Source organism: Actinoplanes sp. NPDC049598 (assembly GCF_040675435.1).
Classification (GTDB): Bacteria; Actinomycetota; Actinomycetes; order Mycobacteriales; family Micromonosporaceae; genus Actinoplanes.
Genome location: NZ_JBFAOX010000011.1, coordinates 1 through 24,822, shown reverse-complemented (window position 1 = coordinate 24,822; position 24,822 = coordinate 1). Strand labels below are relative to the sequence as shown.

General features: G+C 69.8%; 26 protein-coding genes and 1 rRNA gene. 16 read left to right on the top strand and 11 right to left on the bottom strand.

The annotated features are described in order from the left end of the window. Positions 1-12: 12 nt before the first annotated feature. From AB0J66_RS24730 to AB0J66_RS24720, 3 genes are all read right to left on the bottom strand, one after another. Positions 13-606, bottom strand: coding sequence for a TetR/AcrR family transcriptional regulator (locus AB0J66_RS24730; RefSeq protein WP_364664841.1), 594 nt, complete (start codon positions 604-606; stop codon positions 13-15). A 49-nt stretch (positions 607-655) separates the two neighbouring features. After that, the gene (locus tag AB0J66_RS24725) at positions 656-2,641 is read right to left on the bottom strand and encodes a GTP-binding protein (protein WP_364664839.1); all 1,986 of its coding nucleotides are present in this window, start codon (positions 2,639-2,641) and stop codon (positions 656-658) included. An 87-nt stretch (positions 2,642-2,728) separates the two neighbouring features. Beyond that, positions 2,729-4,144, bottom strand: coding sequence for an MFS transporter (locus AB0J66_RS24720; RefSeq protein WP_364664836.1), 1,416 nt, complete (start codon positions 4,142-4,144; stop codon positions 2,729-2,731). Between the two features lie 103 nt (positions 4,145-4,247). On the opposite strand from AB0J66_RS24720, the gene AB0J66_RS24715 reads away from it, so the two are divergent. From AB0J66_RS24715 to AB0J66_RS24690, 6 genes are all read left to right on the top strand, one after another. Beyond that, on the top strand, positions 4,248-6,095 hold the full coding sequence (locus tag AB0J66_RS24715; RefSeq protein ID WP_364664833.1) for an ATP-binding protein: 1,848 nt from the start codon (positions 4,248-4,250) through the stop codon (positions 6,093-6,095). Between the two features lie 69 nt (positions 6,096-6,164). Then, a complete protein-coding gene (locus tag AB0J66_RS24710) occupies positions 6,165-7,190 on the top strand; it encodes an ABC transporter ATP-binding protein (RefSeq protein ID WP_364664830.1) in 1,026 nt (341 codons plus the stop codon). Beyond that, positions 7,180-8,376: an ABC transporter substrate-binding protein gene (locus tag AB0J66_RS24705; protein ID WP_364664828.1), complete on the top strand. Its 1,197-nt coding sequence runs from the start codon at positions 7,180-7,182 to the stop codon at positions 8,374-8,376. The genes AB0J66_RS24710 and AB0J66_RS24705 overlap by 11 nt, the downstream gene beginning before the upstream one ends. A 1-nt stretch (position 8,377) precedes the next feature. Next, a complete protein-coding gene (locus AB0J66_RS24700; protein WP_364664825.1) occupies positions 8,378-9,217 on the top strand; it encodes an ABC transporter permease in 840 nt (279 codons plus the stop codon). After that, complete coding sequence (locus tag AB0J66_RS24695; RefSeq protein WP_364664822.1) at positions 9,214-10,029, top strand: ABC transporter permease; 816 nt, start codon at positions 9,214-9,216, stop codon at positions 10,027-10,029. Before AB0J66_RS24700 ends, AB0J66_RS24695 begins: the two co-directional genes overlap by 4 nt. Positions 10,030-10,531: 502 nt before the next feature. Then, positions 10,532-10,942 (top strand): MarR family transcriptional regulator, encoded by a 411-nt coding sequence (locus AB0J66_RS24690; protein ID WP_364664819.1) that lies wholly within the window; start codon positions 10,532-10,534, stop codon positions 10,940-10,942. Positions 10,943-11,036: 94 nt separating this feature from the next. On the opposite strand, the gene AB0J66_RS24685 is transcribed toward AB0J66_RS24690, so the two are convergent. Both AB0J66_RS24685 and AB0J66_RS24680 read right to left on the bottom strand, forming a co-directional pair. Beyond that, positions 11,037-11,702, bottom strand: a complete 666-nt coding sequence (locus AB0J66_RS24685; RefSeq protein ID WP_364664816.1) for an MBL fold metallo-hydrolase — start codon at positions 11,700-11,702, stop codon at positions 11,037-11,039. 199 nt (positions 11,703-11,901) lie between these two features. Then, entirely contained in the window at positions 11,902-12,456 is a 555-nt protein-coding gene (locus AB0J66_RS24680) for a hypothetical protein (protein WP_364664814.1), read from the bottom strand. A 92-nt stretch (positions 12,457-12,548) separates the two neighbouring features. Between AB0J66_RS24680 and AB0J66_RS24675 the strand changes: the two genes are divergently transcribed. Next, the gene (locus AB0J66_RS24675; RefSeq protein ID WP_364664812.1) at positions 12,549-13,016 is read left to right on the top strand and encodes a hypothetical protein; all 468 of its coding nucleotides are present in this window, start codon (positions 12,549-12,551) and stop codon (positions 13,014-13,016) included. Here the strand turns inward: AB0J66_RS24675 and AB0J66_RS24670 are convergent. From AB0J66_RS24670 to AB0J66_RS24660, 3 genes are read right to left on the bottom strand one after another with little or no spacing between them, the layout of a single operon-like run. After that, the gene (locus tag AB0J66_RS24670) at positions 12,978-13,739 is read right to left on the bottom strand and encodes a dihydrofolate reductase family protein (RefSeq protein WP_364664809.1); all 762 of its coding nucleotides are present in this window, start codon (positions 13,737-13,739) and stop codon (positions 12,978-12,980) included. The two genes, AB0J66_RS24675 and AB0J66_RS24670, sit on opposite strands and share 39 nt — an antisense overlap. A 9-nt stretch (positions 13,740-13,748) precedes the next feature. Beyond that, positions 13,749-14,369 (bottom strand): DNA-3-methyladenine glycosylase, encoded by a 621-nt coding sequence (locus AB0J66_RS24665; RefSeq protein ID WP_364664806.1) that lies wholly within the window; start codon positions 14,367-14,369, stop codon positions 13,749-13,751. A gap of 9 nt (positions 14,370-14,378) precedes the next feature. Then, positions 14,379-15,395, bottom strand: coding sequence for an SAM-dependent methyltransferase (locus AB0J66_RS24660; protein WP_364664804.1), 1,017 nt, complete (start codon positions 15,393-15,395; stop codon positions 14,379-14,381). Positions 15,396-15,549: 154 nt separating this feature from the next. Between AB0J66_RS24660 and AB0J66_RS24655 the strand changes: the two genes are divergently transcribed. The 3 genes from AB0J66_RS24655 (at position 15,550) to AB0J66_RS24645 (ending at position 17,507) form a co-directional block, all read left to right on the top strand. Continuing rightward, the gene (locus tag AB0J66_RS24655; RefSeq protein WP_364664802.1) at positions 15,550-16,425 is read left to right on the top strand and encodes a helix-turn-helix transcriptional regulator; all 876 of its coding nucleotides are present in this window, start codon (positions 15,550-15,552) and stop codon (positions 16,423-16,425) included. Then, positions 16,418-16,621 (top strand): DUF397 domain-containing protein, encoded by a 204-nt coding sequence (locus AB0J66_RS24650; RefSeq protein ID WP_364664800.1) that lies wholly within the window; start codon positions 16,418-16,420, stop codon positions 16,619-16,621. Before AB0J66_RS24655 ends, AB0J66_RS24650 begins: the two co-directional genes overlap by 8 nt. Before the next feature lie 103 nt (positions 16,622-16,724). Next, on the top strand, positions 16,725-17,507 hold the full coding sequence (locus AB0J66_RS24645; protein ID WP_364664797.1) for a CAP domain-containing protein: 783 nt from the start codon (positions 16,725-16,727) through the stop codon (positions 17,505-17,507). Here AB0J66_RS24645 and AB0J66_RS24640 read toward each other — a convergent pair. Further along, positions 17,504-18,088 carry a hypothetical protein gene (locus AB0J66_RS24640; protein ID WP_364664794.1) on the bottom strand — a complete coding sequence of 195 codons (585 nt, stop codon included), beginning with the start codon at positions 18,086-18,088 and terminating at the stop codon, positions 17,504-17,506. The two genes, AB0J66_RS24645 and AB0J66_RS24640, sit on opposite strands and share 4 nt — an antisense overlap. 79 nt (positions 18,089-18,167) lie before the next feature. On the opposite strand from AB0J66_RS24640, the gene AB0J66_RS24635 reads away from it, so the two are divergent. Genes AB0J66_RS24635 through AB0J66_RS24625 form a run of 3 tightly spaced genes read left to right on the top strand, consistent with a single transcriptional unit; the run spans position 18,168 to position 19,870 of the window. Further along, positions 18,168-18,584 carry a type II toxin-antitoxin system PemK/MazF family toxin gene (locus tag AB0J66_RS24635; protein WP_364665572.1) on the top strand — a complete coding sequence of 139 codons (417 nt, stop codon included), beginning with the start codon at positions 18,168-18,170 and terminating at the stop codon, positions 18,582-18,584. A gap of 24 nt (positions 18,585-18,608) precedes the next feature. Further along, positions 18,609-19,205: a hypothetical protein gene (locus tag AB0J66_RS24630; RefSeq protein WP_364664792.1), complete on the top strand. Its 597-nt coding sequence runs from the start codon at positions 18,609-18,611 to the stop codon at positions 19,203-19,205. Between the two features lie 11 nt (positions 19,206-19,216). Continuing rightward, the gene (locus AB0J66_RS24625; protein ID WP_364664790.1) at positions 19,217-19,870 is read left to right on the top strand and encodes a nucleoside monophosphate kinase; all 654 of its coding nucleotides are present in this window, start codon (positions 19,217-19,219) and stop codon (positions 19,868-19,870) included. Here AB0J66_RS24625 and AB0J66_RS24620 read toward each other — a convergent pair. Next, on the bottom strand, positions 19,852-21,240 hold the full coding sequence (locus AB0J66_RS24620; protein ID WP_364664788.1) for an MFS transporter: 1,389 nt from the start codon (positions 21,238-21,240) through the stop codon (positions 19,852-19,854). The genes AB0J66_RS24625 and AB0J66_RS24620 overlap by 19 nt on opposite strands. A gap of 67 nt (positions 21,241-21,307) precedes the next feature. Here AB0J66_RS24620 and AB0J66_RS24615 point away from each other — a divergent pair, with 67 nt between their 5' ends. Continuing rightward, positions 21,308-22,213: a LysR family transcriptional regulator gene (locus AB0J66_RS24615; RefSeq protein ID WP_364664785.1), complete on the top strand. Its 906-nt coding sequence runs from the start codon at positions 21,308-21,310 to the stop codon at positions 22,211-22,213. Here the strand turns inward: AB0J66_RS24615 and AB0J66_RS24610 are convergent. Beyond that, complete coding sequence (locus AB0J66_RS24610) at positions 22,201-22,950, bottom strand: UDP-galactose-lipid carrier transferase (RefSeq protein ID WP_364664782.1); 750 nt, start codon at positions 22,948-22,950, stop codon at positions 22,201-22,203. The two genes, AB0J66_RS24615 and AB0J66_RS24610, sit on opposite strands and share 13 nt — an antisense overlap. A gap of 76 nt (positions 22,951-23,026) precedes the next feature. Here AB0J66_RS24610 and tyrS point away from each other — a divergent pair, with 76 nt between their 5' ends. Together tyrS and AB0J66_RS24600 are read left to right on the top strand one after the other, a co-directional pair. Beyond that, a complete protein-coding gene (gene tyrS, locus AB0J66_RS24605) occupies positions 23,027-24,283 on the top strand; it encodes a tyrosine--tRNA ligase (protein WP_364664779.1) in 1,257 nt (418 codons plus the stop codon). Positions 24,284-24,733: 450 nt separating this feature from the next. Further along, positions 24,734-24,822: ribosomal RNA gene (locus AB0J66_RS24600) — 16S ribosomal RNA — on the top strand; the annotation flags it as partial.

The window sequence follows — 24,822 nt, the reverse complement described above, 5'->3', positions numbered from 1 at the left end:
AAAGGCCGAGGGTCAGCAGCGCGGCTCCCGGGTGAGCAGGGGCAGGACGATGTCGTCGACGAGGTGGTCGATGAAGGCCTGGTCGAGCGGCTCGCCGAGGGCGAACCCGCGCATGAAGACCATGGCCGGCACGATCTCCTCGATCAGCCGGGGGTCGTAGCCGGGGCGCAGCTCGCCTCGGGTGACGGCCCGCTCGCAGATGGCTTCCGCGAGCGGCAGTTTGGACTCCTGCATCTGGCGCAGCTGCGTCGCGAGCTCGGGCTCGGTGTGCAGGGCCATGAACAGGCCGGCCAGGACGGGTCCCTGATCGCTGCTGATCATGGTGGCCATGTCGCAGAACCAGGCCTCGAGGTCGCCGCGCAGCGTCCCGGTGTCGGGAAGCGGCTTGTCGACGGCCTTGCAGACCCGTACGGCGTCGCTCACCAGCTCGGCCTTGGTCGGCCAGTGCCGGTAGAGGGTGGCCTTGCTGGCCTGGGCCCGGGCGGCCACCGCGTCCACCCGAAGCCCTTGGTAGCCCGTCTCACCGAGCAACTCGTAGGTGGCACGCAGGATCGCCTGCTCCCGCTCCTGGTCGAGTTTGCGGGACCGCGCAGCCTGTTCAGCCATGCCGACCCCCTCTGCGAAACGAAACTGTTTCGTACACTACGCCTCCCGCTCACCGATCGCGATCTCCAGTAGCGATTGTGACGCAGCCGACCCGCTCGTACCGATCGAAGGTGGTCTCCACAACGCCCTCACCGTGCGTGAGACCGGGGATGGCCTGCTCCAGCGCCCGTACCCGCGCGGCCGGCACGAACCCCTCGATCAGCGAGGCGGTCGACCTCTCAGGGATCGCGCCGTACCGCCCCAGCGCCGCCAGCACCGCACTCAGCGTGGCCGGCGGCACGTCGAGCCGGAAGCGGGAGATCGGCTCGCACACCACGGTGCCGGCCTGCGCGAGGGCCTCGCCCAGCACGATCGGGACCAGCTTGCGGAAGTCGGCCGCCCGCGTCGCCGGTGACACGAAGCCGGTGCGGGTGGCCGTCACGTGCACGTCGGTCACCCGCCACCCGGAGGGACCGCGCGCCAGCGCGTCCGCCACGTAGGAGGCGAGCGACTCGCGGAACAGCTCGACCGCCTTGAACACGTGGATCGGCACCTGCTCGACCGGCACGTCCAGGTCGAACGTCACCCCCGTCCCCGGCTCGACCCGCAGGTCCAGCGTCGCGAGCGTCGGGTTACCGTCCTTCCCGAGCGTCCGCCCCGCGCGGCCCACCCCCGCCGGCCGCTCTATGTGGATGGTCCGGGTCACGTCAAAGGCCACTGCGATGCCGTACGCCTCCGTGAGGGTCGCGCCGATGACCTCCTTCTGCACCTCGCCGTACAGAGACACGGAGAGCTCACGCCCGTCCTGCCGCAGGTTGATCAGCGGATCCTGCCCCGCCAGCTCGGTCAGCGCCGCATGCAGTCGCCGCCCGTCCGCCGGATCGAGCGGCGTCACCACGGACTCCAGCGTCGGCGGCGCGAACAGCTGCCCACCCGCCGGCCCGACCCCGACCGCATCCCCGATCCGCGCCTCGCGCAGCCCGTGCAGCTTCCCGATCTGCCCGGCCACCAGCGCCTTCCGCCGAACCCCCGAGCCGCCCTCGATCGCCTCGATCCCCGTGATGACAGCGTGCTTCCCGGCCGCCGGTGTGGTTCTGTCCGGCTGCGTGGTGGGCGCGCTACCGCCCGCTCGCACGGTGGGGTCGGGTGAGCGCGGCTCAAAGGTGTCGGAAGGCGAGGTGCCGGCGGGGGCGGGGGCGCCGACGGGGATGTGGTCGCGGAGGTGGAGGGTGCCGGAGAAGAGGCGGACGTAGGCGAGGCGGCGGCCGGTGGGGTCGCGGTCGACCTTGAAGATGGTGCCGCTCAGCGGGCCGTCGGGGGTGCCGGGGGTGGTGGGCAGGAGACTCGGCAGGGCGGCCATCAGCTCCGGGATGCCGGCGCCGGTCACGGCCGAGCCGAAGAAGACCGGGTGCAGCAGGCCGGCTCGGGTTCGGGTCGTGAGCACGTCGGTCAGGCGGGAGGCCGGGATCGCCTCCTCGTCGCGTACCCACTCGGCCAGCAAGCCGGCGTCGCCGGACAGATCCACCAGACGGGCCGTGTCGGCGAGCGGGCGGACCGAGGCGCCCGGCGTGCCCGCGCCGATCACCGTGCCCACCGGGACGATCGCCGGCGTCAGCCGGTCGGCCAGCTCGCGCAGCAGCGACGCCTCGCGGGCCCCGGACCGGTCGATCTTGTTGACGAAGATCAGGGTGGGGACGCGGAGGCGGCGCAGGGTGCGCATCAGCACGCGGGTCTGGGCCTGCACGCCCTCGACGGCCGAGACGACGAGCACGGCGCCGTCGAGGATGCGCAGGGCCCGTTCCACCTCGGCGATGAAGTCCGGGTGGCCGGGCGTGTCGATCAGGTTGACCGTGACGTCACCGACCGGGAACGACGCCACCGCGGTCTTGATGGTGATGCCGCGGCGGCGTTCCAGCTCGAGCGAGTCGGTCTGGGTGTCGCCGGCGTCGACCCGGCCGACATGGTCGATGACCCCGCCCGCGTGCAGCAGGCGTTCGGTCAGGCTGGTCTTACCGGCGTCGACATGGGCGACGACGCCGAGGTTGAGAAAGGGCACGGGAGTCCTTCGAGGAGGCGACGGTTTCCATCGGGTGGGACGGGAAACCGCGCATTGCTCCTCCTAAGAAAGACCTGAACAAGCACGCTAGCGTGCGGCCGCGGCGGGCGCCTCCGAATTAACCGGACGGGGGAGCAGGGCGGCCAGCGCGACCATCACGATCGCGACCAGGACCATACCGATGAAGATCCGGTGCACGGCCTCGGTGAGCTTGGCCGGGTCGACCACGTCGCCCGAGCCGATCACCGCGTTGGCCAGGGCCCCGAAGACCGCCGCGCCGAGGGCGCTGCCCAGCGACCGCAGGAAGATGTTGTTGGCCGTGACCATGCCGCGCTCGGACCAGCCGACCGACGACTGGGCCGCGATCAGCGTCGGGGCCGCGGTCAGGCCCATGCCGAGACCGATGATCAGGCAGTAGGCGCCGACCGCCCAGATGGACGAGGTCTCGTCCAGCAGCAGCAACAGCGCCGACCCGACGAGCACCAGCGACGTGCCGATCAGCGCGCAGATCCGGAACCCGAAGCGCAGATACACCTTTCCGGCCTGACTGGCCGAGATGGGCCAGCCGAGGGTGAGGGCGGCCAGCGCGAACCCGGCCACCAGGGGCCCGGTGCCGAGCACGTCCTGGGCATAGGTCGGGACGTACGACGACAGGCCGAGCAGGATCGCCCCGACGCCCACCGCCAGTTGACCGCTGGTCACCAGCAACCGGCGGCGGAAGACCCACAGCGGCAGGACGGGCGAGGGCGCCGTCCGCTCGGCGAAGCCGAAGGCGATCAGCAGGACCAGCCCGATCCCGAGCACCGCGAAGCTGGTCGTGGAGTCCCACGCCCAGGCCTGCCCGCCCTCCAGGACGCCGAGGACGAGCAGGGTGAGACCCACCGTGAGCAGGCCCGCCCCGCGGTAGTCGATCACCGGGTGGCCGCGCTCGACCTTCTCGTGGAAGCGCCGGAAGATCATCGCGCCGGCGGCCAGGCAGAGCGGGATGTTGACCCAGAAGATCCAGCGCCAGTCGGCCCACTCGCTGAACACGCCGCCCAGGGTCGGGCCGACCACCGAGGCGACGCCCCACACGCTGGCCACGTACCCCTGGACCTTGGCCCTTTCCTCCACCGAGTAGAGGTCGCCCACGATCGTGATGGTGGTCGGCGCGATCGCCCCGGCCCCGAGGCCCTGCACCACCCGGAAGATGATCAGCGGCAGCATGCCCCAGGCCAGCGCGCACAACACCGAGCCGAGCAGGAACAGGCTGATCCCCCAGAGGATCACCGGCTTGCGGCCGAACAGATCGTTGAGCTTGCCGTAGATGGGCACCGAGACGGCCTGGGCCAGCAGGTAGACCGTGAACAGCCAGGGGAACTCGGTGAAGCCGCCGATGTCGTCGACGATCGAGGGCACCGCGGTGGCCAGGATCGTCGAGTCGATCGCGATCAGCGCGGTGGAGAGCATGACGGCGGCGAGAACGGGCCCGCGTTCGGACCGCAGCCCAACGTTGTTTGACACCCTGATCGTCTACCCCCTGACGTGGCCCGGCGCACACTCGGGTGGGGGAGAAGAGTGGAGTATCACCGCATTATCAGCCCGGGCCTGCCTAGCGTGGTCACTTGTGGCGCTTGTGGTGGTGGCCGAAGACAATCTTGATCATCAGCGGGTGATCGCGCAGGTCATCCGCCGGTTGGGTCACGAGGTGGTGGTGGCCGACGACGGCCGGGCCGGCCTGCGGGCGGTGGCCGAGCACCGGCCGGCCCTGCTGGTGGCCGACGTCGACATGCCGGAGATGGACGGGCTCGAGCTGTGCCGCGCGCTGCGCCGTGATCCGGAGCTGGCGTCGACGCCGGTCGTGCTGATCACCGCGTACCTCCTGCCGGGTGATCAGCGCCTGGAGGGGGTGGGCGCGCTCGAGGTGATCGGCAAGCCGTTCGGCGTGCCCCAACTGACGGAGAAACTCGGTTCGGTTCTCAGCAGCCTGGGCAAAGCGGAGGACGTGACGGTCCGGGCGCTGCTCGACACGCTCGACGCGGGCGTGGCGATCTGTGACGCGCAGGGGCGGATCACCCACAGCAACACGGCGCTGCCCGAAGCGTACGGCCAGGCCTTGGAACGTGCCCTGGGCGGGGAACGGCTCCGGGACGTCGAGGTGATCGTTCAAGACCGGTGGTACGCGGTGAACGCCGCCCCGATCGTCGCGGCCGACGGCACGATCACCGGCGCCGTGGCCGCGTTCCACGACCGGACGTACGAGCACCGCTCCCGGCAGTACCAGCAGTGCGAGACCGAGGTCCTGCGCGTGCTGGCCGACCACACCCACGCGGCCGACGCCACCGACCGGATCCTGCACGCGATCGGCTCCACCCTCGGCTGGCCGTACGTGCGACTGTGGCTGGTCGACGAGGTCACCGACGTGCTGCGCCCGGCCGGTAACTACACCGCGGCCCGGGAGCGGCCGCTGCCCACGCCGGCCAGCATGTCCCGCGGCTCCGGGCTGGCCGGGTCGTGCTGGGCCAAGGCCGACTCGATCTGGGTGCCGGACATCCACGCCGACGACTCGCCGGTCCTGCCCTACATCGCCGCCGAGAGCGCGTTCCGGACCGGCGGCGCCGTCCCGGTCCGCAGCGGCGACCGGGTGATCGGCGTGCTCACCTTCTTCACGTACGCCCTGCAGGAGCCCGACCCGGCGCTGACCGTGCTGCTGACCGGCGTGACCGGGCTGATCGGGGCCTTCCTGGAGCAGCGCCGGGCCGAGGTGCTGGCCCTGCACCTGGCCGCGGCCACCGACGAGTACATCGCCCTGGTCGGGCACGAGCTGCGCACCCCGCTGACCTCGATCGGCGCCTACGTCGACCTGATCGCCGAGTCGCCCGACGAGACCCCGATGGGCGAGGTCCGCGAGATGCTCGACGTGGTCCAGCGCAACAACGTACGCCTGCGCGACCTGGTCGAGAAGCTGCTCGACCTGGCCGCCCTGGAATCCGGCCACGCCCAGCTCACCATCGGCCCGGTCGACCTGGTCGAGGTGGTGACCGACGCGATCGTGGCCATCTCGCCGAGCGCGGCCGAGCGGCGGATCGCCTTCGAGAGCACGCTGCCGGCCGAGCTGACCCTGCCCGGCGACCGCGTCCGCCTGCGCCAGGTGGTCGACGCCCTGCTCGGCAACGCGGTCAAGTTCAGCGGCACCGACTCCACGGTCCGGGTCGTCCTGACCGACGAACACGGCGACGCAGCCGTGCTGACCGTGGCCGACGAGGGCGTCGGGGTCGCCCCGAGCGAACAGGCCCGGCTGTTCCGCCGCCTCTACCGCGGTGGCAACGCCCGGCACACCGGCATCCCCGGCGCCGGGCTGGGCCTGGCCCTGTGCCGGGTCGTCGTCGAACGCCACCACGGCTCGATCACCCTGGCCTCCCAGGAGGCGGCCGGCACCAAGGTCACCGTGCGCCTTCCGAGCCACCCGGCGTAGAAGCGGCCGCGCGGAAGAACTTGCCCGCTCCCATTTACCAACATCACTGCCGCCCCTTACGGTGGCGGCGTGAGCGATGTGGCGATCAAGCTGAGCGGGCTGCGGAAGTCGTTCGGCGCGGTGGAGGCGGTGGCCGGCATCGACCTGGAGATCGCCGACGGCGAGTTCTTCTCGATGTTGGGGCCGTCCGGGTCGGGGAAGACGACCGTGCTGCGGATGATCGCCGGCTTCGAACTGCCGAGCGCGGGCACGGTCGAGCTCAGCGGCCGTGATGTCACCCGGCTGGCGCCGTTCGAGCGGGACGTCAACACCGTCTTCCAGGACTACGCGCTGTTCCCGCACCTGAGCGTGATCGAGAACGTCGAGTACGGCCTGAAGATGCGCAAAGTGCCCCGGAAACAGCGCCGGGAGCGGGCCGAGCAGGCGCTGGCCTCGGTACGGCTCGAGGGGTTCGGGCGGCGCCGGCCGAGCGAGATGTCGGGCGGGCAGCGGCAACGGGTGGCGCTGGCCCGGGCGCTGGTCAACCGGCCCAAGGTGCTGCTGCTGGACGAGCCGCTGGGCGCGCTCGACCGCAAGCTGCGCGAGCAGATGCAGGTGGAGCTCAAGCAGATCCAGCGCGACGTCGGGATCACCTTCGTCTTCGTCACCCACGACCAGGACGAGGCGCTCACCATGAGCGACCGGGTCGCCGTGTTCGACGACGGGCGGATCGCTCAGGTCGGCCCGCCCGAGGAGGTCTACGAGCGGCCCGGAACGCCGTTTGTGGCGGGCTTCGTCGGAACGTCCAATCTGCTCACCGGCGAGGCGGCGCGCGCCGTCTTCGGCCGGGCCGGTGCTTACGCCGTACGGCCGGAGAAGTTGACCTTGGAAGTCGACGGCGAAGCCGGCGCGGCCGGAACCGTGGCCGAGGTGATCTACGCCGGGCCGGTGACCAGGTTCGTCGTGGATCTGGAGGCGGGCGCGCGGATGACCGTGGTGGAGCAGAACCGGCGCACCCGGACGGCCGCGCGGGACGACATGCGGGGGAAGAGGGTTCGGCTGACCTGGCACGAAGAGCATGTCATCTCTGTGGAGGAGCACGCTGATGAGGCATAAAGGTTCATTCCTGGCTGTGGGCGTGATGGCGCTGGCGCTCGCCGGTTGTGGTAGCTCGGACGACGGCGGCTCGGGCGATGGGCCGGGCGGGCTGAGCGTTCCCAAGGTCGACAAGCTGGCCGCGGTCGGCGCCGGTGAGGGCGCGGTCAACGTGATCGCCTGGGCCGGCTACGTCGAGGACGGCTCGACCGACCCCAAGGTCGACTGGGTGACCGGCTTCGAGAAGGAGACCGGCTGCCAGGTCAACACCAAGGTCGCGGGGACCTCGGACGAGATGGTCGCGCTGATGAAGACCGGCGAGTACGACGTCGTGTCGGCCTCCGGGGACGCCTCGCTGCGCCTGATCTACGGCGGCGACGTGGCCCCGGTCAACACCGACCTGATCGCTAATTACAAGGACGTCTTCGAGGGCCTCAAGAACAAGCAGTGGAACTCGGTCGACGGGCAGCCCTACGGCGTCCCGCACGGCCGCGGCGCCAACCTGCTCATGTACCGCACCGACACGGTCAAGCCGGCCCCGACCTCGTGGAGCGCCGTCTTCGACGCCAACTCCCCGTACAAGGGCAAGATCACGGCGTACGACTCGCCGATCTACATCGCCGACGCCGCCCTTTACCTGATGAAGACCAAACCGGACCTGGGGATCAAGAATCCGTACGCGCTCGACGATACCCAGTTCAAGGCGGCCACCGACCTGCTCACCGAGCAGAACAAGCTGATCGGCGAGTACTGGTCGGATTACACCAAGGAAGTACAGGCGTTCAAGAGCGGCGACTCCGTGCTCGGCACGACCTGGCAGGTCATCGCCAACCTGGCCACGGCCGACAAGGCCCCGGTCGAGGCGATCCTGCCCAGCGAGGGCGCCACCGGCTGGTCCGACACCTGGATGATCTCGGCCAAGGCCAAGCACCCGAACTGCGGCTACCTGTGGATGAACCACATCATCTCGCCCAAGGCCAACGCCGGGGTGGCCGAGTGGTTCGGCGAGGCGCCGGCCAACAAGCTGTCCTGCGCGCAGACCGCCGACAAGAACCACTGCGCGACCTTCCACGCCGAGGACGAGGCGTACTTCGGGAAGGTCTGGTACTGGACCACGCCGCTCGCACAGTGCGTCGACGGCCGTACGGACGTGACCTGCAAGGACTACGCGGCCTGGACCCAGGCCTGGACGACGATCAAGGGATAGCGTGGCCTTTCTGCATCGGCACCCGCGCCTGCGCCTGGCCGGGCTGCTCTCGGCGCCCCTGTTGTGGCTGGTCGTCGCGTACCTCGGCGCGCTCGCCGTGCTGCTGGTGTCGGCGTTCTGGACCGTCAACGGGTTCACCGGCGAGGTGGTCCGGGAGTTCACCCTCACGAACTTCCGGACCATCGTCACCGAGGAGGTCTACCGCAACGTCACGCTGCGCAGCCTCGGGGTGGCCGCCTCGGTGACCGTGATCTGCGTGGTGCTGGGGCTGCCGATGGCCTTCTACATGGCCAAGGTGGCCCGGCCCCGCTCGCGGCGCTGGCTGGTGATCGCGATCCTGACCCCGCTGTGGGCCTCGTATCTCGTCAAGGCCTATGCCTGGCGGGTGCTGCTGGCCAACGGCGGCCCGGTGGACTGGCTCTTCGGCGGGAACGGGCCGGGGTACGGGCTGTTCGCCACGATCATCGTGCTGTCGTACCTGTGGCTGCCGTACATGATCCTGCCGCTGTATGCCGGACTCGAGCGACTGCCGTCATCCCTGCTGGAGGCCTCGGGTGACCTGGGGGCGCGTCCGTTTCGGACATTTCGGGCCGTGGTCGTGCCGTTGCTGATTCCGTCGGTGATCGCCGGCTCGATCTTCACGTTCTCGCTGTCGCTGGGCGACTACATCACCGTCCAGATCGTCGGCGGCAAGACCCAGCTTCTGGGCAACCTGGTCTACGCCAACATCGGCGCCGCCAACAACCTGCCCTTCGCCGCCGCGATCGCCACCATCCCCGTCCTCGTCATGGTCATCTACCTGGTGGCCGTCCGCCGCTCCGGCGCCCTGGAGGAGTTGTGACGCTCTCGGTCTGGTCGCGCTGGGCGCTGCGGGCCTTCATGGCTGTCGGCCTGACCTTCATCTACGTGCCGCTGCTGCTGGTTCTGGTCAACAGCTTCAACGGCGACCGTACGTTCGCCTGGCCCCCACACGACTGGACCACCCGCTGGTGGTCGGCCGCGTGGAGCAACGCCGGCGCCCGCGACGCCCTGTCCACCTCGATCAAGGCCGGCCTCGGGGCGACGGCCATCGCCCTGGTGCTGGGCACGATGGTCGCCTTCGCCGTGCACCGCTTCAAGTTCTTCGGCCGCGACACCGTCTCGCTGCTCATCGTGCTGCCGATCGCCCTGCCCGGCATCGTCACCGGCATCGCCCTGGACAGCGCCTGGCGCTCGGTGATCGCCCCGCTCGGCCTGGGCAAGGGGTTGTTCTCGGTCATCGTCGGCCACGCCACCTTCTGCGTGGTCACCGTCTACAACAACGTCCTGGCCCGCCTGCGCCGCAGCGGCGTCTCCTTCGAGGAGGCCTCCTCGGACCTGGGCGCTTCTCCGTTTCAGACCTTCCGCTACATCACGTTCCCGCTGATGCGCTCCGCCCTGCTGGCCGGCGGCCTGCTGGCCTTCGCCCTCTCCTTCGACGAAATCATCGTCACCACTTTCACGGCGGGCCCCGGCATCCAGACCCTCCCCATCTGGATCTTCAACAACCTGTTCCGCCCCAACCAGGCCCCGGTCGTCAACGTGGTCGCCGCCGCGCTGATCGTCCTCTCTGTGCTCCCCGTCTGGCTGGCCCAGCGCCTCGCCGGCCCCGAAGCAGGCGCCAGCCGCACCTGATACCCCTGCACGCCCGGCACCCGGACTCTCGTCCGCACGCCCCCGGGCTCTGGCCTCCGCGCACCACCCTCTTGCCGGGCCGCGTCTTCCTGGGCGCCGCCGCCTTCCTGCGGCCCCCCTTCCCTGGCCGCCTGCCCGCGCGCCGTTCCTGCCCGCGTGATCCTTTCCCCCGTGTGCGTCCCTGCTCGTGCGCCGCTCCCTCCCGCTCTGTCCCCGTCCGCCGCCCCTCCCGCGCCGTCCTTTCCCACGCCGTTCTCTCCTGCGCCGCCCCTCTCGCGCGCGCCCTCTTCCCGGGCGGGGCGCGCCGGTTTGACCTTCGCGCTGGCCCTCTCACCCCGCGCCGCCCTCTTCCCGGGCGGGGCGCGCCGGTTTGACCCTCGCGCTGGCCCTCTCACCCCGCGCCGCCCTCTTCCCGGGCGGGGCGCGGCCGATTTAACCCTCGCGCTAGTCCTTTCATCCTGCGCCGCCCAGTTGATATGCAGCATTGCTGTAGGTTTAGGCGATGAGCGAAGCGGAGCTGGCGGAGGCGCTGCGGGTGGCGATCGGGGACTTCGTCCGGCGGGCGCGGGCCGGCGACCGGATGCCGCCGGGGCAGGCTGCCGTTCTCGGGCGTCTTGATCGGGACGGGGCGCTTTCGATCGCTGACCTGGCCCGGCGGGAGCGGGTGCGGCATCAGTCGATGACCCGGACCGTTCATCTGCTGGAGGGGCAGGGCTTCGTGGCGCGGAGGCCGCACGAGGCCGACCGGCGCCAGGTGGTCGTGGAGCTCTCCGATCAGGGGCGGGCGGCGTTGACGGAAGAACGGCGTCACCGCGCCACGGGCATCGCCGAGGCCATCCGCGTCGACCTGGACGAGGAGGAACGCGAGATCGTGCGGCGAATCCCCGGAGTTCTGCGCAAGCTGCAGCCGTAGGAGGCCCGCGGCGGCCGGTGTGACTGTGCGGATGGCGGCCAGGGGAGGGCGGCATGCGCGGGTGGATCGTGCATGGGTTGCCGGTGGGATGGGGTCAGGCCTCGAGGCTCTCGCCCGGGGACAGGCGGTGCAGGGGGAGGCCGGTCAGGCCGTTCTCGCCGAGGAGCATGGCGGCGGAGTTCTGGCCCAGGTCGCTGAGCATGAGCTCGTGGATCTGGAGGATCCGTTCGGGGCGGACGGCCCGGACGAAGTCGGCGGCCTCGCCGAACTTGGTCCACGGGCCGCTGGTGGGCAGCAGCAGCGTCGGGATCGGGGCGTCGGGGGCGACGTAGGCGTCGCCGGGGTGGTAGACGGCGCCGTCGACCAGGTAGCCGACGTTGTCGATCTGCGGGATGTCGCGGTGGATCAGGGCGTGCCGGCCGCCGTGGGCGGTGATCGCGAAGCCGGCGACCTCCAGGCTGTCGCCGGGCTGCACGGTGGTCAGCCGGTCGGCCAGCCCGCCGGGGGAGTCGGGGGCCTCTTCGGCGAGCTTGCCGGTGACCTCGGCCGGGCCGTAGACCCGCAGGGAGGGCCGCTCCCACATGGCCGCCCGCACGAGGGCGTCGTCGAAGTGGTCGAAGTGCTCGTGGGTGATGAGCACGGCGTCGGCCTCACCGATCACCCGTTTGGCGTCCGGGGTGAAGGTGCCCGGGTCGATCAGCAGCGTCCGGCCGTCCTTGGTGAGGGTGACACACGCGTGGTCGTACTTCGTGAGCTTCATCAGCGACCTCCTCAGGTTCCGCAAAACTGTACAGCTTTGCTGTACATCTCGGCCAGGAGAAGGTGCGGGCCGCCACATGGGGGTGATCCGCGACGACTGAGGCCGCGGGGGCGGGCGCTGAGGGGCACTGCGAGGTGTGAGCGCCGTATGGAGGCACGCTGCAGGTGAAGTGACGGCAGGCTGAGGGCGGGCGCTGTGGTCAGGCGAGGGGCTGGCCGGCGGACTGGGTCTCCGTGGGCTGCGGGGCGGCGTGGTGGGTCAGGACGGCGCCGGTCATGAAGGTGCCGCCGACGGCCAGGGCGCCGAGGATGCCCAGCGAGATCTGCTGTTCCAGGTCGTGCTGGCGTTCGTAGTCGGATTCGGTGACCACGGTCAGGCGGCCGTTGTCGTTCAGGACGTATTGGCCGTCGCGGAGCTCGGTGTTGCCGTCGAGACCGGTGAAGGCGACCACCACGGCCAGCCAGAACGCGAAGAACATGACCCCGGCCAGCATGCTCGCCCAGTGCGGCACGTGCGGCGGCACCCAAGCGGTCAGGCTCCAGGCGCGGCGGGGGCGGGTGGTGCGGTAGTACCAGCGGTTGCCGATCACCCCGGCGATAACGCCGGGGATGGCCAGGACGGCGGCCACGCCGACCGCGGCGGTGGCCGGCAGCAGGCGTACGCCGGCCACCAGCGCGCCGATGAGCACGGCCGACCAGAGCAGGCCGGCGGAGCACATCGCGCTGCACACGATCAACCATCGCTGGGGAATCATCAGTCCGGACGCTAGCGGCCGCCGCCCGGGCGCGGGGCGGTTTCCGCCGGAACGTCCGCGGCGACCGGAACGGTCGTATGATCTCCCGGGAGATGAGCGATTTCTACGCCTGCGTGATCCCGACCGACCCGACGTGGCAGCCCGAGGGTGAAGCCGCCGAGCGGGCCGAGGACTACCTGGCGAGCGTCTTCCCCGATCCGGACGGCGCCGCCCAGGAGATCACGGTCGAGTTCTACGACCGGATCACCGTGGTCGACGCCGGCGAGAACCTCGAGCGGATCACGTGCCCGGCCTGCGGCGCCGCCATCCCGCTGGAGTGGTACGCGGAGCTGATCGAGGAGTCCGAGGGCGAGTTCGACGACCTCGGGGTGGTCGTGCCCTGCTGCAATTCCCAGCTCCAGCTCGACTCCCTCACCTTCGACTGGCCCTGCGGCTTCGCCCGGTTCGAGATCGCCATCCTGAACCCGGCCCGCGAGGATCCCGAGTTCACCGAGGACGAGCTGGCCGAGCTGGCGATCCTGCTAGGCCACCCGGTCCGCCAGATCCGCATCCACGTGTAGCACCTCGTACCGCAGGCCGAGGGTGCCGTCGGCGGCGGCATGGGTGGCGAGCAGGCGCAGTGAGGTCGGCATCTCACCGAGCGCCAGCGGCGATCCGTCGAAGATCGAGGGCGTGCCGGCCCCGCCGATCAGCGCCGGATAGACGACCAGTTGTAGCTCGTCGACCAGCCCGGCCCGCAGCAGCGCCCCGTTCACTCCGCCACCCGCGTTCGACACGACGCAAGTGACACCGAGCCGGGACCGCATGGCCACCAATGCCGCGCCCAGATCAACTTGCGACGTGCCGGCGACCAGGTACGAGATCCCCTCGTCACGCAGATACGCCAGGTAGGCGGCCGGAGTCGCCCGCGAGACGAGAACGAGCAGGTGATACCCGTCGTTCTCCTTCATCGTCCACCGGACCCGCCCCCGCCCGTCCACAACGGTGAACCACTTCGAGGCCGGAAGAATGAAGTCAGAGTAAAAGTCCGATATGTCAGCGGGCTGTGGCAGGTCGGCGATGGGTCCCGCGGAAGAAGAGACCAGCGACCCGCTGCCCTCCAGCACGGCCGTCGGCTGATGAAGCGAGGCCATCAAAGCCGCCACCCCATCAGCGCTGGGTGGCCGCATCGACGCCCATATCTCCGGCGACGTCATCAAAAGATGATCACGGCGCAGGGTGATGCGCCCGTCGACCGACATCTGCGCGGAGACCACGACCCGGGGCCGGGGAGGGGAATTCATGCGAAAGGTCTACCGGCCCCCTACGACATTTTTCCGGGCGCGCGGGGTGTGCCGCCGATACGCGCTGACCGACGGATCGTCCGAGATCCAGAACCGCCAGGCCACATCCAGCGCCGAGGTCACCCCGACCCGGGGCCCGGCCGAGATCGCCCCCACCGGCCCGTCGGGCGGCGACACCGTCAACGGCCCGCTCCCGTCGATCACCGAGGTCCCGTTGGCCGACCGGCCCAGCGCCAGCACCTGCATCAACTTCGCCGGCCCGGCCGCCAGGTCGGAGTCGCGCCGTGACGCCGCCCGGCGGGAGCGCGCGAGCTCGAGACCCGAGACCACCGCACCGGCCCGCAGCAGCACGGCCGACGCCTTGCCCTCCTCGCCGCAGACGATGTTGGCGCAGAAGTGCATCCCGTAGATCTGGTACACGTACAGGAAGCCGGCCGGCCCGAACATCACCTCGTTGCGGGCCGTCATCCCCCGGTGGGCGTGGCTGGCCGGGTCCTCACCGAGCCCGCTGTACGCCTCGACCTCGGTGAGCCGCAAGGTCACCCCGTTGGCGGTGAGCTGCCACCCGAGCAGCTGCCGGGCCGCTTCGTCAACCGCCGAAGCCGGCAGCGTGAGCCAGTTGGAGGACACCGCCCAAGGTTACTTCCGGCCTACCGCTCCGAAGATGGAGGCCTCGACCGGCGTCGGGTGCTCGTCGGCGTCCGGATCCGGCCGCCAGTCGGCCACCGGCGTGATCCCCGGCGACACGAGCGACAGACCCGAGAAGTACGCCGCGAACTCGTCCCGCGTCCGCGGATAGACGTCTGATCTGCCGGTCCGCAGCGATTCGTCCCAATTTGCGCGCAACGAGGGCGTCAGCAGATCGGTGGTGGCCATCGTTGCGATCAGATGGCTCCCGGGCGCGAGCGCGTCCAGCAAACTCTCCACGATCGAAAGCGACTCGTCCTGCGACGGCAGGAAGTGCACCACCGCGACCAGGATCAACCCCACCGGCTGCGAGAAGTCGAGCACCGACGACGCCGACGAGAGGATCTTCGCCGGATGACGCAGGTCTTCCTCGAGATACCGCGTCTCCCCGGACGGAGTGCTCGTCAGCAGAGCCCGAGCATGCGCCATCACCATCGGATCGTTGTCGACATAAACGATCTTGGATGATGGTGCGACTCGCTGCGCCACCTCGTGCGTGTTGTCGGCCGTCGGCAAGCCCGTACCGATGTCGAGGAACTGCCGCACCCCCGCTTCCGAGGCGACGTATCGCACGGCCCGCCCGAGGAAGGCCCGGTTGGCCCGGGCCGCGATCCGCGCCGCCGGGTACGACTGGGCGAGCAGGTCGCCGGACTCGCGATCGGCGGCGAAGTTGTCCTTACCGCCCAGCCAGTAGTTGTACCGGCGGGCCGGGTGCGCGACCCCGGTATCGAACTTGTCCGTCACGGTCCTTATTGGATCATGCGAGGCCCATCCAAGGAACCTCTCGAACAGGTCACCTTCCACGCAGTCGTCGATGGCCGCCAGCATGCAGGACCCGAGAAAGACGACCAGAGCCGGCTGTTGCCCCCGATGCTCCGCGGTCAGCTCGGCCTTGGCCGGCGCGCACGGCCAGGCCCGCCCGCAGACAGCACAGTCCCATCCCGGCCGCCGGCCGACATGTTCCGTCACGCTACCCCCTGCAATCGATCACTTACAGAGAGAAGCCTCAATGCCTTAGGCTGAATGCTCAACGGTTCGTGGCGAGATTCCCGCAAATGGATTCTCGCTGTCTCGCTCGAGACGGTTCGACTGTCTCGAACGGAACACCGAAAGGCAGAGATCGATGACCGAGACCGGTTCGACCGTTCCGCGACGCCAGGTCGGCCGCCTGCTCAAACAGCTCCGGGAGCAAGCCGGGGTCTCCCTGATGGGCGCCGCCGAGGAGCTCGAGTTCTCCCGGGCCCGCATGTACCGCATCGAGAAGGGCGAGGTCGCCGTCCGCAAACACGACGTCATCGCCATGTGCAGCGTCTACCGGGCCACCTCGCGGATGACCGAGGTCCTGATCGGACTGGCCCATGAATCGAAGGCGAAGGGCTGGTGGCACGCGTACGGCGATGTCGTGCCCGCCTGGTTCGAGCTTTATGTCGGTATGGAGCAGGCTGCGGCCCGCCTGCGATCCTTCGCACCCAGCGTGATTCCGGGCCTGCTGCAGACCGCCGAGTACGCCGACTGGATCTTCCGGAAATGGATCGGCGACGACGAGCCGGCCGTACAGAACGCCGTCGCCATGCGCCTGGAGCGCCAGTCCCTGCTGACCCGGACCCACCCCGGCGCGCCCCAGCTCGAGGTTTTCATCGACGAGGGCGTGCTGCGCCGCACCATCCCCGACACCCTCGGTATGCAGCGGCAACTCGCGCATCTGGTCAACGTCTCGACCCGCTCGAACGTCGGCGTGCGGGTGATCCCGTTCGCCGCCGGCCCGCACAAGGCGGCCAGCTCCGGGCAGTTCACGATCCTCGAGTTCCCGGCCGTCGGCACCGCGTCCCCGGAGCCGACAACGATCTATTGCGAGAATCTCACCGGCGCGCTCTATCTCGATAAGCTCGCTGAAGTGGAGACATATGAATCGATCTGGGGGGAACTGGAGGCGGTTGCCCTGAGCCAGGCCGATTCCGACGATCTCATCGCGACGATCATCAAGGAGAGCGATGACTGACCTGACCGGTGCCGTCTGGCACAAGAGCACTCGCAGCGGGGGCAACGGTGGCGACTGCGTCGAGGTCGCGGTCAACCTGCCGGGGATCGTCGCCGTCCGCGACACCAAGGACCGCGAGGGGGCGGCTCTGATCTTCACGCACGCCGAGTGGGTGGCTTTCCTCTCGGGCGTACGCGACGGGGAGTTCGATCTTTAGTTCTCCGTGTGCCGTTCCTTAAGCGCTGATTAGCCGACGAGACGATCGATGGTGATGCCCACATAGTGGGGTGGCCGTCCCCCACGATCTTGAAGGTGCTCCGATGAATGCTGCTGCCCGCGTCCGCTACACGCTGGTGGCCGGTGTCACCGCGGTCGTGATCGGCTCCGGCTTCACGTTCGTCGGCCTCACCAAGGACGTCGCCGCCGACACCACGGTCCCCAGCGCCGCCGAGGAGCCGCTCGTGCCGCCCACCACCGCGAGCACCGAGGCGACCACGGCGCCGCCGGCCACGACCCCGGCGACCACCTCACCGACCCCGTCGGCCACGCCCTCGAAGTCGCCGAGCGCCACCCCGAAGCCGAGCCCCACCGAGTCGAAGAAGAAGGCGCAGTCGACCACGAAACCGACCCGGACCAAGAGCAAGACCGCCGCGCCGACGGCCACCACCGTGCCCGACACCAGCGGCTCGGTCGTCGAGCAGGTCCTCGCGCACATCAACGCCGCCCGTCAGGCCGAGGGGCTGGGCGCGCTCACGATCGACGAGAACCTCTCCAAGGCGGCCGCCCTGCACACCCAGCTGATGATCGACGGCTGTGGCCTGTCCCACCAGTGTTCGGGCGAGGCCGGCCTGGGCGACCGCTTCAGCGCGCAGGGCGTCAAGTGGTCGTCGGCCGGCGAGAACATCGGCTTCGGCTCGAGCGGCGCCAGCGACTCGGCCAAGGTCAACGCGGCCAACGGCCTGACCGACAGCATGCTGGCCGAGACCCCGCCCAACGACGGCCACCGCAAGAACCTGCTCAACTCGAGCTTCAAGCGCATCGGCCTGAGCGTCGTCCGCGACAGCAAGGGCATCACCTGGATGACCCAGGACTTCGTCGGTTAGGAACGCCAGGCGTGGCCCGGGTGCACGAGGTCGAGGGCCCGGTCGAGCCAGTCGCGCTCGGCTGAGGTCAGGTGCGGGGCCATGGCCTCGTAGTCGGCGATGTCCTTCTCGCGGGTGTGCTTGGCCTTGAAGAACAAGGCCACGTCGGGGCTGAGGTAGGGGATGCCGTCCGGGGTCCGGCGGATGATCTGGCGGTACGGGCGGCGCAGGCTCTCGTCCCGTCGGGAGATCCAGGTGTCTCCGTCGTGCGGCTCGCGGAACACGTCGAGCACCCACTTCTCGGCGACCGGGTCCATCGCCCACGTCTGATGGTGCTCGGCCAGCGCCTCGGGCGTGGCCGGCACGAGCACGCCCTGGCCCGCCGGGGCGAAGAACGCCAACTCCGGGAAGCGCCCGGCGATCTCGGCGAAACGGCTTTCCGGGACCGCGATCTCGGTGTCCTCGTGCTCGCGCAGTTCGCCGCCGAGATGTAGGTCGATCGCCCAGCCCCCGGCCACGTACCAGGGGACATCCAGACCGGCGAGCCGGGACGCGACCAGGGACGGGTGCCAGGACTGCCAGGCGTCGATGTCGGGTGTCATACCGGCAGCCTAGAGTTCTGCCGTGGCCAAGATTCTCAAGACCCTCCTGCGCAAGGTGACCGGCAAGACCGCTCCGGCCGTGCCGCCGGGCAACCAGCAGCCGGTGCGGCACGTCCCGACCCACGAGCGCGGCCGCGCCGTGGAGTACAGCCCCAACCTCGACGGCGACGCCGATCCGGGTGAGGTCGTGTGGACGTGGGTGCCCTACGAGGACGATCCGTCCCAGGGCAAAGATCGCCCCGTGCTGGTGGTCGGGCGCTCCGGGCGTACCGTCCTGGGCCTGATGTTGTCCTCCCAGAGCGACCGGGACGGCCAGCGCAACTGGATGGGCCTGGGCGAGGGCGCCTGGGACAGGGAGCAGCGGCCGAGCTGGATCCGCCTCGATCGGGTGATCGAGGTCGACCACGACGGCATCCGCCGCGAGGGCGCCGTGCTCGACCGGGCCCGTTTCGACCGCGTCGCGGCCAAGCTGCGCCAGGACTACGGCTGGCGCTGAGCCGGGCCGGATAGCGTTGACCCCATGCAGAAGGACGTAATGGTCGGTTTCGGGGGCAAGCAGGCGTGGCTGGCCGTCCGGAGCGAGCCGGGGGCCGACCGCGACCCGGGCCGGGTCATCGAGGCGCTGGGCCTGCGCGACCTGGGCTCGGTGCCGTGGCGCGACGGCATCGACCTGGCCCACCTGACCGACGACCGGGTCGCGGTGACGCCGCCGCTGCCGGGCGCCCGCGACACGGCCTGGGTGCTCGCCGCCGGCCGCTGGCTGATCCGGCCGGGCACCCCGGTCGACGTCGTCGCCCTCTCGGCCGAGCTCGGCACCGAGGTGCAGTTCTTCGCCACCCACCGGGTGACCGAGCTGCATCGCTGGCAGCGGGCGGTGGAGGGTGAGTTGATCCGTGCTTTCGGGTATGTGGGTCAGACCGGCGAGGTCACGTCCTGGCACGGCGAGCCCGACCCGGCCGAGCGTGACGCCGGCCTGCCCGGCGAGCTCACCGACGACACGACCGTCCTGGTGGGGGAGAAGGACGTGCTCTCGGTGGCGAATGCCTGGAGCATTGACCCCACGACGCTCACCGGCCGAGCCGCGCCGGGCCCGTTGCGAATCGGCGCCGCCGACTGAGGGGAAGTGCCATGCGCAAGTACGTGATCATGGGAGTGCAGGGCAGCGGCAAGGGCACCCAGTCCCAGCTGCTCTGCGACGACCTGGACCTCGTGCACATCGCGGTCGGTGACATCTTCCGCTGGCACGTGAAGAACCACACCAAGATCGGCGCCCAGGTGCGCCGCACGATGAACGCCGGTGACCTGGTCGGCGACGACCTGGTCGAGAAGATCGTGCGCGAGCGCCTGGACGACCACGACTGGAACTACGGCTTCGTCATCGACGGCTTCCCGCGCAACGGCCGGCAGGCCGAGTTCTTCATGGAGAGCTACGACATCGACGGCGTCATCCACCTCGAGCTGCCCGAGGACGAGGTCCGCCGCCGCGTGCTCAGCCGCCGGCTGTGCCCCAACTGCGGCATGGACTACAACCTCATCGCCGACCGGCCGCAGGTCGAGGGCCGCTGCGACATCTGCGGCCACGAGCTGATCACCCGGGCCGACGACACCCCCGAGGCGCTCGACGCCCGCCTGCGCGACTACAACGAGAAGACCCGCCCGGTCCTGGAGCTCTTCCGCCGCAAGGAGTTCGTCCACGACATCGACGCCCGCCCCTCGGCCGAGGAGGTGCAGCAGCTCATCCGCGAAGCGCTGCGTCTGCCGGATTACAAACCGGCGAGCTGAGCTTCCCGCGGCTCGGCGGCCGGCGCGCGCCACATGACCACGACGATCACCGCGACGACGGCCAGACCGCCGGCCAGCAGGCGATAGCCGAAGTGCATACCGGCGGTGAAGTCGGCGGTCGAGCGCAGCGCATGATGCGAGTTGAGCACCGTGCCGATGATCGCGACGCCGAGCGCGGCACCGATCTCACGGACCGACGAGTTGAGGCCGGCGCCCAGCCCCGCCCGCGCCTGGGGTAGCCCGGTCATGATGCCGTGGGTGAGCACGGGCGTGCACAATCCCATGCCGGCCGCCATCACCAGCAGGTAGAGCGCGTAGATCGCGTAGGGCGTCGTGGCCGTGGCCGTGGAGAGCGCGGCGAGTCCGATAGCGATCATGCCGAGCCCGGTCCCGACGACCGGCCGGGGACCGAACCGATCGGTCAGCGGCACCGCCCGCCGGGTCACCAGGCCCATGCCGATCGCCAGCGGCGCGATCGCCAACCCGGTGACCAGGACCGAGTAACCCTTCACGTCCTGCAGGAACTGCGCGTTGACGAAGAAGAGGCCGAAGAGGACCAGGAAGCCGAAGCCGACGCCGAGGGCGCCCGCGCGGACCGTGGGGGTCCGGAACACTCGCGGGTCGAGCACCGGGTGACGGGCCCTCCAGGCGTACAGCGTGAAGGTGGTCAGCAGGAGCACCCCGAGGCCGAAGCCGCCGAGCACGGCCGCGTCGCCCCACCCGCGCCCGGGACCCTCGATGATCCCGAAGAGCAGGGCGAACACCCCGCCGGTGAGCAGCGCCGTTCCGATCGGGTCGAGCGTCGCGGGGTGTCGCGGCGCCTTCGGCACGAATGCCGCGACCCCGGCCGCGAGCAGCAGCGCCACCGGCACGAAGAAGGCGAACAGCCACGGCCAGCCGGCCCAGCGCAGCACCACGCCGGCGATCAGGTTGCCGGCCATGCCGCCCATCCCCATGGCCGCGGTCCAGAGGGCGATCGCCTGCGGCCGGCGCTCCGGCTCGGTCGCGTTGACCAGCAGCGCGAGCGTGGCCGGCTGGGCCAGCGCCGCCGCCACCCCGGCCAGGGCCCGGCCCGTCTCCAGCACCGCCACGTTCGGGGCGAGCGCGCAGACCAGATTGGCCCCGGCGAACAGGACGAGGCCCGCGATGAGCAGGCCCTTACGGCCGAAGCGGTCGCCCAGCGCCCCGGCCGGGATCAGCAGCGCGGCGAAGACGATGACGTAGGTGTCGACGATCCAGACGAGCTGGCCGCCGGTGGGGTGCAGGTCGCTGGTGGCGAGCTTGGGCAGGGCCAGGTTGATCCCGGCCACCAGCGCCTGCAGCGCCACCGCGGCGGCGCACATGAGCAGCAAAGTCTTGTTCTTGACCATGTGTTCGACGGTAGGAATCGGTTAATCTAACGTCAAATGCAAGCTTCACAAGAGAGAGTTGCGTCTGATGCAGTTGGATCTGAACCTGCTGGTCGCGCTGGACGCACTGCTCGAGGAGGGCAGCGTCGGCGGGGCCGCGCGCCGGCTCCATCTCTCCGAGCCGGCCACCAGCCGGGCGCTGGGCCGCATCAGGGCCGCCACCGGCGACCCGATCCTGGTCCGATCGGGCCGGTCGATGGTGCCGACGCCCCGGGCTCAGGCCATTCGCACGGAGGTGCACGCGCTGGTCGAGCGGGCCCAGGCCGTGTTCACCCCGCCCGGAGCGCCCGACCTGGCCGGGCTGGAGCGGGCCTTCACCCTGCTCGCCTCGGACGTGGCCATCTCGATCGGGTCGGCGCTGCTGGAACGGGTGCGGTCGGAGGCGCCGCGGGTGGTCCTGCGCTTCCTCGGGGAGGGCTCGGCGACCGAGGGCCGGGAGCTGCGGGACGGGCTGGCCGACCTCGACATCGGGGTGGCCGGGCGCACGCTGCCCGAGATCCGGGTCGAGCCCCTGCTCACCGATCACGTCGTGGCGGTCGTACGCCACGGCCACCCACTCGCGTCCGGTCGGCTCACCCGGGACCGTTTCGCCGCGGCCGAGCACGTCAGCGCCTCACGCCGCGGCCACCTCACCGGCCCGATCGACGACGACCTGGCCGTGCACGGGCTCGAGCGCACGGTGGCGATGGCCGTGCCGACGTTCTCGGCCGCCATGTTCGTCGTGGCCCGCACCGACCTGGTCGGCCTCATGCCATGGCGGCTCGGCCGGCCCGCCATCGAGGCGCTGGGCCTGGTCGCGCTCGACCCGCCGATGGAGCTGCCGTCGATCGAGATCAGCATGTCGTGGCACCAGCGCTACGACGCCGACGGGGCCCACGGGTGGCTCCGTGATTGCGTACGGCAAGCTCTGTCGGCTTTTGATCAGAAGTTGTGACCGCGCTTGGTGAGCTCGGCCTCGATGGCGTCGCAGACCGTCTCGACCACGGCGAAGCGGGCGTAGTGCTTGTCGTCGCCCTGGATGACGTGCCACGGAGCCCAGGTCGGGTCGCAGCGCTCCAGCATCTCGGCCACCGCGGCCTCGTACGCGGGTCGCTTCTCCCGGTTGCGCCAGTCCTCGTCGGTCAGCTTCCACTGGCGCAGCGGGTCCTTCGCCCGGTCCTCGAAGCGACGGGCCTGCTCGTCGGCCGAGACGTGCATCCAGAACTTGACCATGATCATGCCCTCGGCGGTCAGGGTCCGCTCGAACTCGACGATCTCGTTGTACGCCCGCTGCCACTGCTCCTTGGTGGCGAACCCCTCGACCCGCTCGACCAGCACCCGGCCGTACCAGGACCGGTCGAAGACCGCCATGCCGCCCCAGCCGGGCAGCTTCGGCCAGAACCGCCAGAGGAAGTGATGCCGCTTCTCGTCGTAGGTGGGGGCGGCGAACTGGGACACCCGCACGAACCGGGGGTCGAGCGGCGCCACCAGCCGCTTGATCGCCCCACCCTTGCCGGACGCGTCCCAGCCCTCGAAGACGCAGGTCAGCGGCGGGCCGATCTTCTTCTCGCCGATCTGGCCGCCCAGGATGAGGCGCAACCGCAGCAGACGTCGCTGCGCCTCCTCGAGCCGGGCCACAGCCTTCTTCTTGGAGATCTCGATCGGCGGCTCACCGCTACCCAGGCGACTCATCTCTTTTGTTTACCCGGGCCGCTTCGCCGAGGAAACCCAGTGTGATCGCTCCCGCCCGGTGGGGGAGAATGCCGAGGTGACTCTCGTAGACGACCTGACGTGGCGTGGACTGATCCAGGACTCGACCGACCCGGCCGCCCTGGCCGAAGCCCTGACCGGTGGGTCCATCACGTTCTATGTGGGCTTCGACCCCACCGCCGCGTCCCTGCACGTCGGTCACCTCATGCAGGTCATGACCGCGCGCCGGCTCCAGCAGGCCGGGCACAAGCCGCTGCTGCTGGTCGGCGGGGCCACCGGCCAGATCGGCGACCCGCGCGAGTCGAGCGAGCGCTCGCTCAACCCGCCCGAGGTGGTGCAGGGCTGGGTCGAGCGCATCCGGGCCCAGCTTTCCCCCTTCGTGACGTACGAGGGGTCGAACGCCGCCACGCTCGTCAACAACCTGGACTGGACCGGCCCGACCTCGGTGATCGAGTTCCTGCGGGACGTGGGCAAGCACTTCCCGATCAACAAGATGCTCGCCCGCGACGTGGTGAGGAACAGGCTCGAGAGCGGCATCAGCTTCACCGAGTTCGCGTACCAGCTGCTCCAGTCGAACGACTTCTACCAATTGCACGTGCGGCATGACTGTGCGCTGCAATTCGGTGGTTCGGATCAGTGGGGCAACATCACGGCCGGAGTTGATTTCGTCCGCCGGCGCGGGGCCGGCCCGGTTCACGCGTTCGTGACGCCGCTGGTCCTCAAGGCCGACGGCACCAAGTTCGGCAAGACCGAGGGCGGCGCGGTCTGGCTCGACCCGGAGATGACCTCGCCGTACGCGTTCTACCAGTTCTGGATCAACTCGGACGACCGCGACGTCAACAACTACCTGCGCTACTTCAGCTTCAAGTCCCGCGAGGAGCTGGAGGAGCTGGAGAAGGCGACGGCGGAGCGGCCGCAGGCCCGGCTGGCCCAGCGGGCCCTGGCGCATGAGATCACCGCGCTCGTGCACGGTGAAGAGGAGGCGGCTCAGGCCATCGCGGCTTCGCAGGCGCTCTTCGGGCGGGGCTCCCTGGCGGAGTTGTCGGCGTCGACGCTGCAGGCGGCCCTGTCGGAAGCCGGGCTGCTGACTCTCCGCGGCGATCTTCCCAACGTGACCACTCTGCTCAAGGAGTCCGGTCTGGTGGCGTCGGCCAACGAGGCCCGGCGGACGATCAACGAGGGCGGGGCCTACCTGAACAACGAGCGGATCACCGACGGCGAGGCCGTGCCGGCTGTCTCCTCGCTGTTGCACGGGCGCTTCCTCGTCCTGCGCCGGGGCAAGAAGTCCTTCGCGGGGGTCTCGTACGAGGCCTGACCTGAGGTTTTCCCTGATCGGCCCCCTGTGACGTGGTTCGCAGGGGGCCGATTTGGCATCCGTGTTCAGACGCCTGTAATGTTCTCCAAGCCGCCAGGGAGACGGGCGAGCGAGCGGGACCCGCGCGGGGCCCGGAGCGGCCGTCCTGGAGGAACCCTCGAAATTCGCTCGGCGAATAGCCGTGCTAATTTTGCGGGGCTCGAGCAATTCGGTTGGTCGATTACCGGGGAATTTCCGGGAGTTGACGAAGCGGTAAAGCGAGAGTAAAGTCGAGCGAGTGCCCCGGGGTGATTGACCGGGTTGCGGTTGTTCTTTGAGAACTCAACAGGGTGCTTGATAAGCCAGTGCCAATTAAGTAATACCCCGGCCGGCTGTCTCGTTAAGAGATTGTCTGGTGGGAGATTCCTTTGGCAACATTTGATTGTTGCCGGGACGCTTTACAACAAGTTTTTGTTGGAGAGTTTGATCCTGGCTCAGGACGAACGCTGGCGGCGTGCTTAACACATGCAAGTCGAGCGGAAAGGCCCTTCGGGGTACTC

Bases quoted from the DNA above. Each gene is read 5' to 3' on its own strand.
- AB0J66_RS24685 (WP_364664816.1), bottom strand. From the start codon at position 11,702: ATGAAGCTCACGAAGTACGACCACGCGTGTGTCACCCTCACCAAGGAC.
- AB0J66_RS24670 (WP_364664809.1), bottom strand. From the start codon at position 13,739: ATGAATTCCCCTCCCCGGCCCCGGGTCGTGGTCTCCGCGCAGATGTCG.
- AB0J66_RS24620 (WP_364664788.1), bottom strand. From the start codon at position 21,240: ATGGTCAAGAACAAGACTTTGCTGCTCATGTGCGCCGCCGCGGTGGCG.
- AB0J66_RS24680 (WP_364664814.1), bottom strand. From the start codon at position 12,456: ATGATTCCCCAGCGATGGTTGATCGTGTGCAGCGCGATGTGCTCCGCC.
- AB0J66_RS24730 (WP_364664841.1), bottom strand. From the start codon at position 606: ATGGCTGAACAGGCTGCGCGGTCCCGCAAACTCGACCAGGAGCGGGAG.
- AB0J66_RS24610 (WP_364664782.1), bottom strand. From the start codon at position 22,950: ATGAGTCGCCTGGGTAGCGGTGAGCCGCCGATCGAGATCTCCAAGAAG.
- AB0J66_RS24625 (WP_364664790.1), top strand. From the start codon at position 19,217: ATGCGCAAGTACGTGATCATGGGAGTGCAGGGCAGCGGCAAGGGCACC.
- AB0J66_RS24630 (WP_364664792.1), top strand. From the start codon at position 18,609: ATGCAGAAGGACGTAATGGTCGGTTTCGGGGGCAAGCAGGCGTGGCTG.
- AB0J66_RS24615 (WP_364664785.1), top strand. From the start codon at position 21,308: ATGCAGTTGGATCTGAACCTGCTGGTCGCGCTGGACGCACTGCTCGAG.
- AB0J66_RS24645 (WP_364664797.1), top strand. From the start codon at position 16,725: ATGAATGCTGCTGCCCGCGTCCGCTACACGCTGGTGGCCGGTGTCACC.
- AB0J66_RS24675 (WP_364664812.1), top strand. From the start codon at position 12,549: ATGAGCGATTTCTACGCCTGCGTGATCCCGACCGACCCGACGTGGCAG.
- AB0J66_RS24650 (WP_364664800.1), top strand. From the start codon at position 16,418: ATGACTGACCTGACCGGTGCCGTCTGGCACAAGAGCACTCGCAGCGGG.
- AB0J66_RS24690 (WP_364664819.1), top strand. From the start codon at position 10,532: ATGAGCGAAGCGGAGCTGGCGGAGGCGCTGCGGGTGGCGATCGGGGAC.
- AB0J66_RS24705 (WP_364664828.1), top strand. From the start codon at position 7,180: ATGAGGCATAAAGGTTCATTCCTGGCTGTGGGCGTGATGGCGCTGGCG.
- AB0J66_RS24655 (WP_364664802.1), top strand. From the start codon at position 15,550: ATGACCGAGACCGGTTCGACCGTTCCGCGACGCCAGGTCGGCCGCCTG.
- AB0J66_RS24640 (WP_364664794.1), bottom strand. From the start codon at position 18,088: ATGACACCCGACATCGACGCCTGGCAGTCCTGGCACCCGTCCCTGGTC.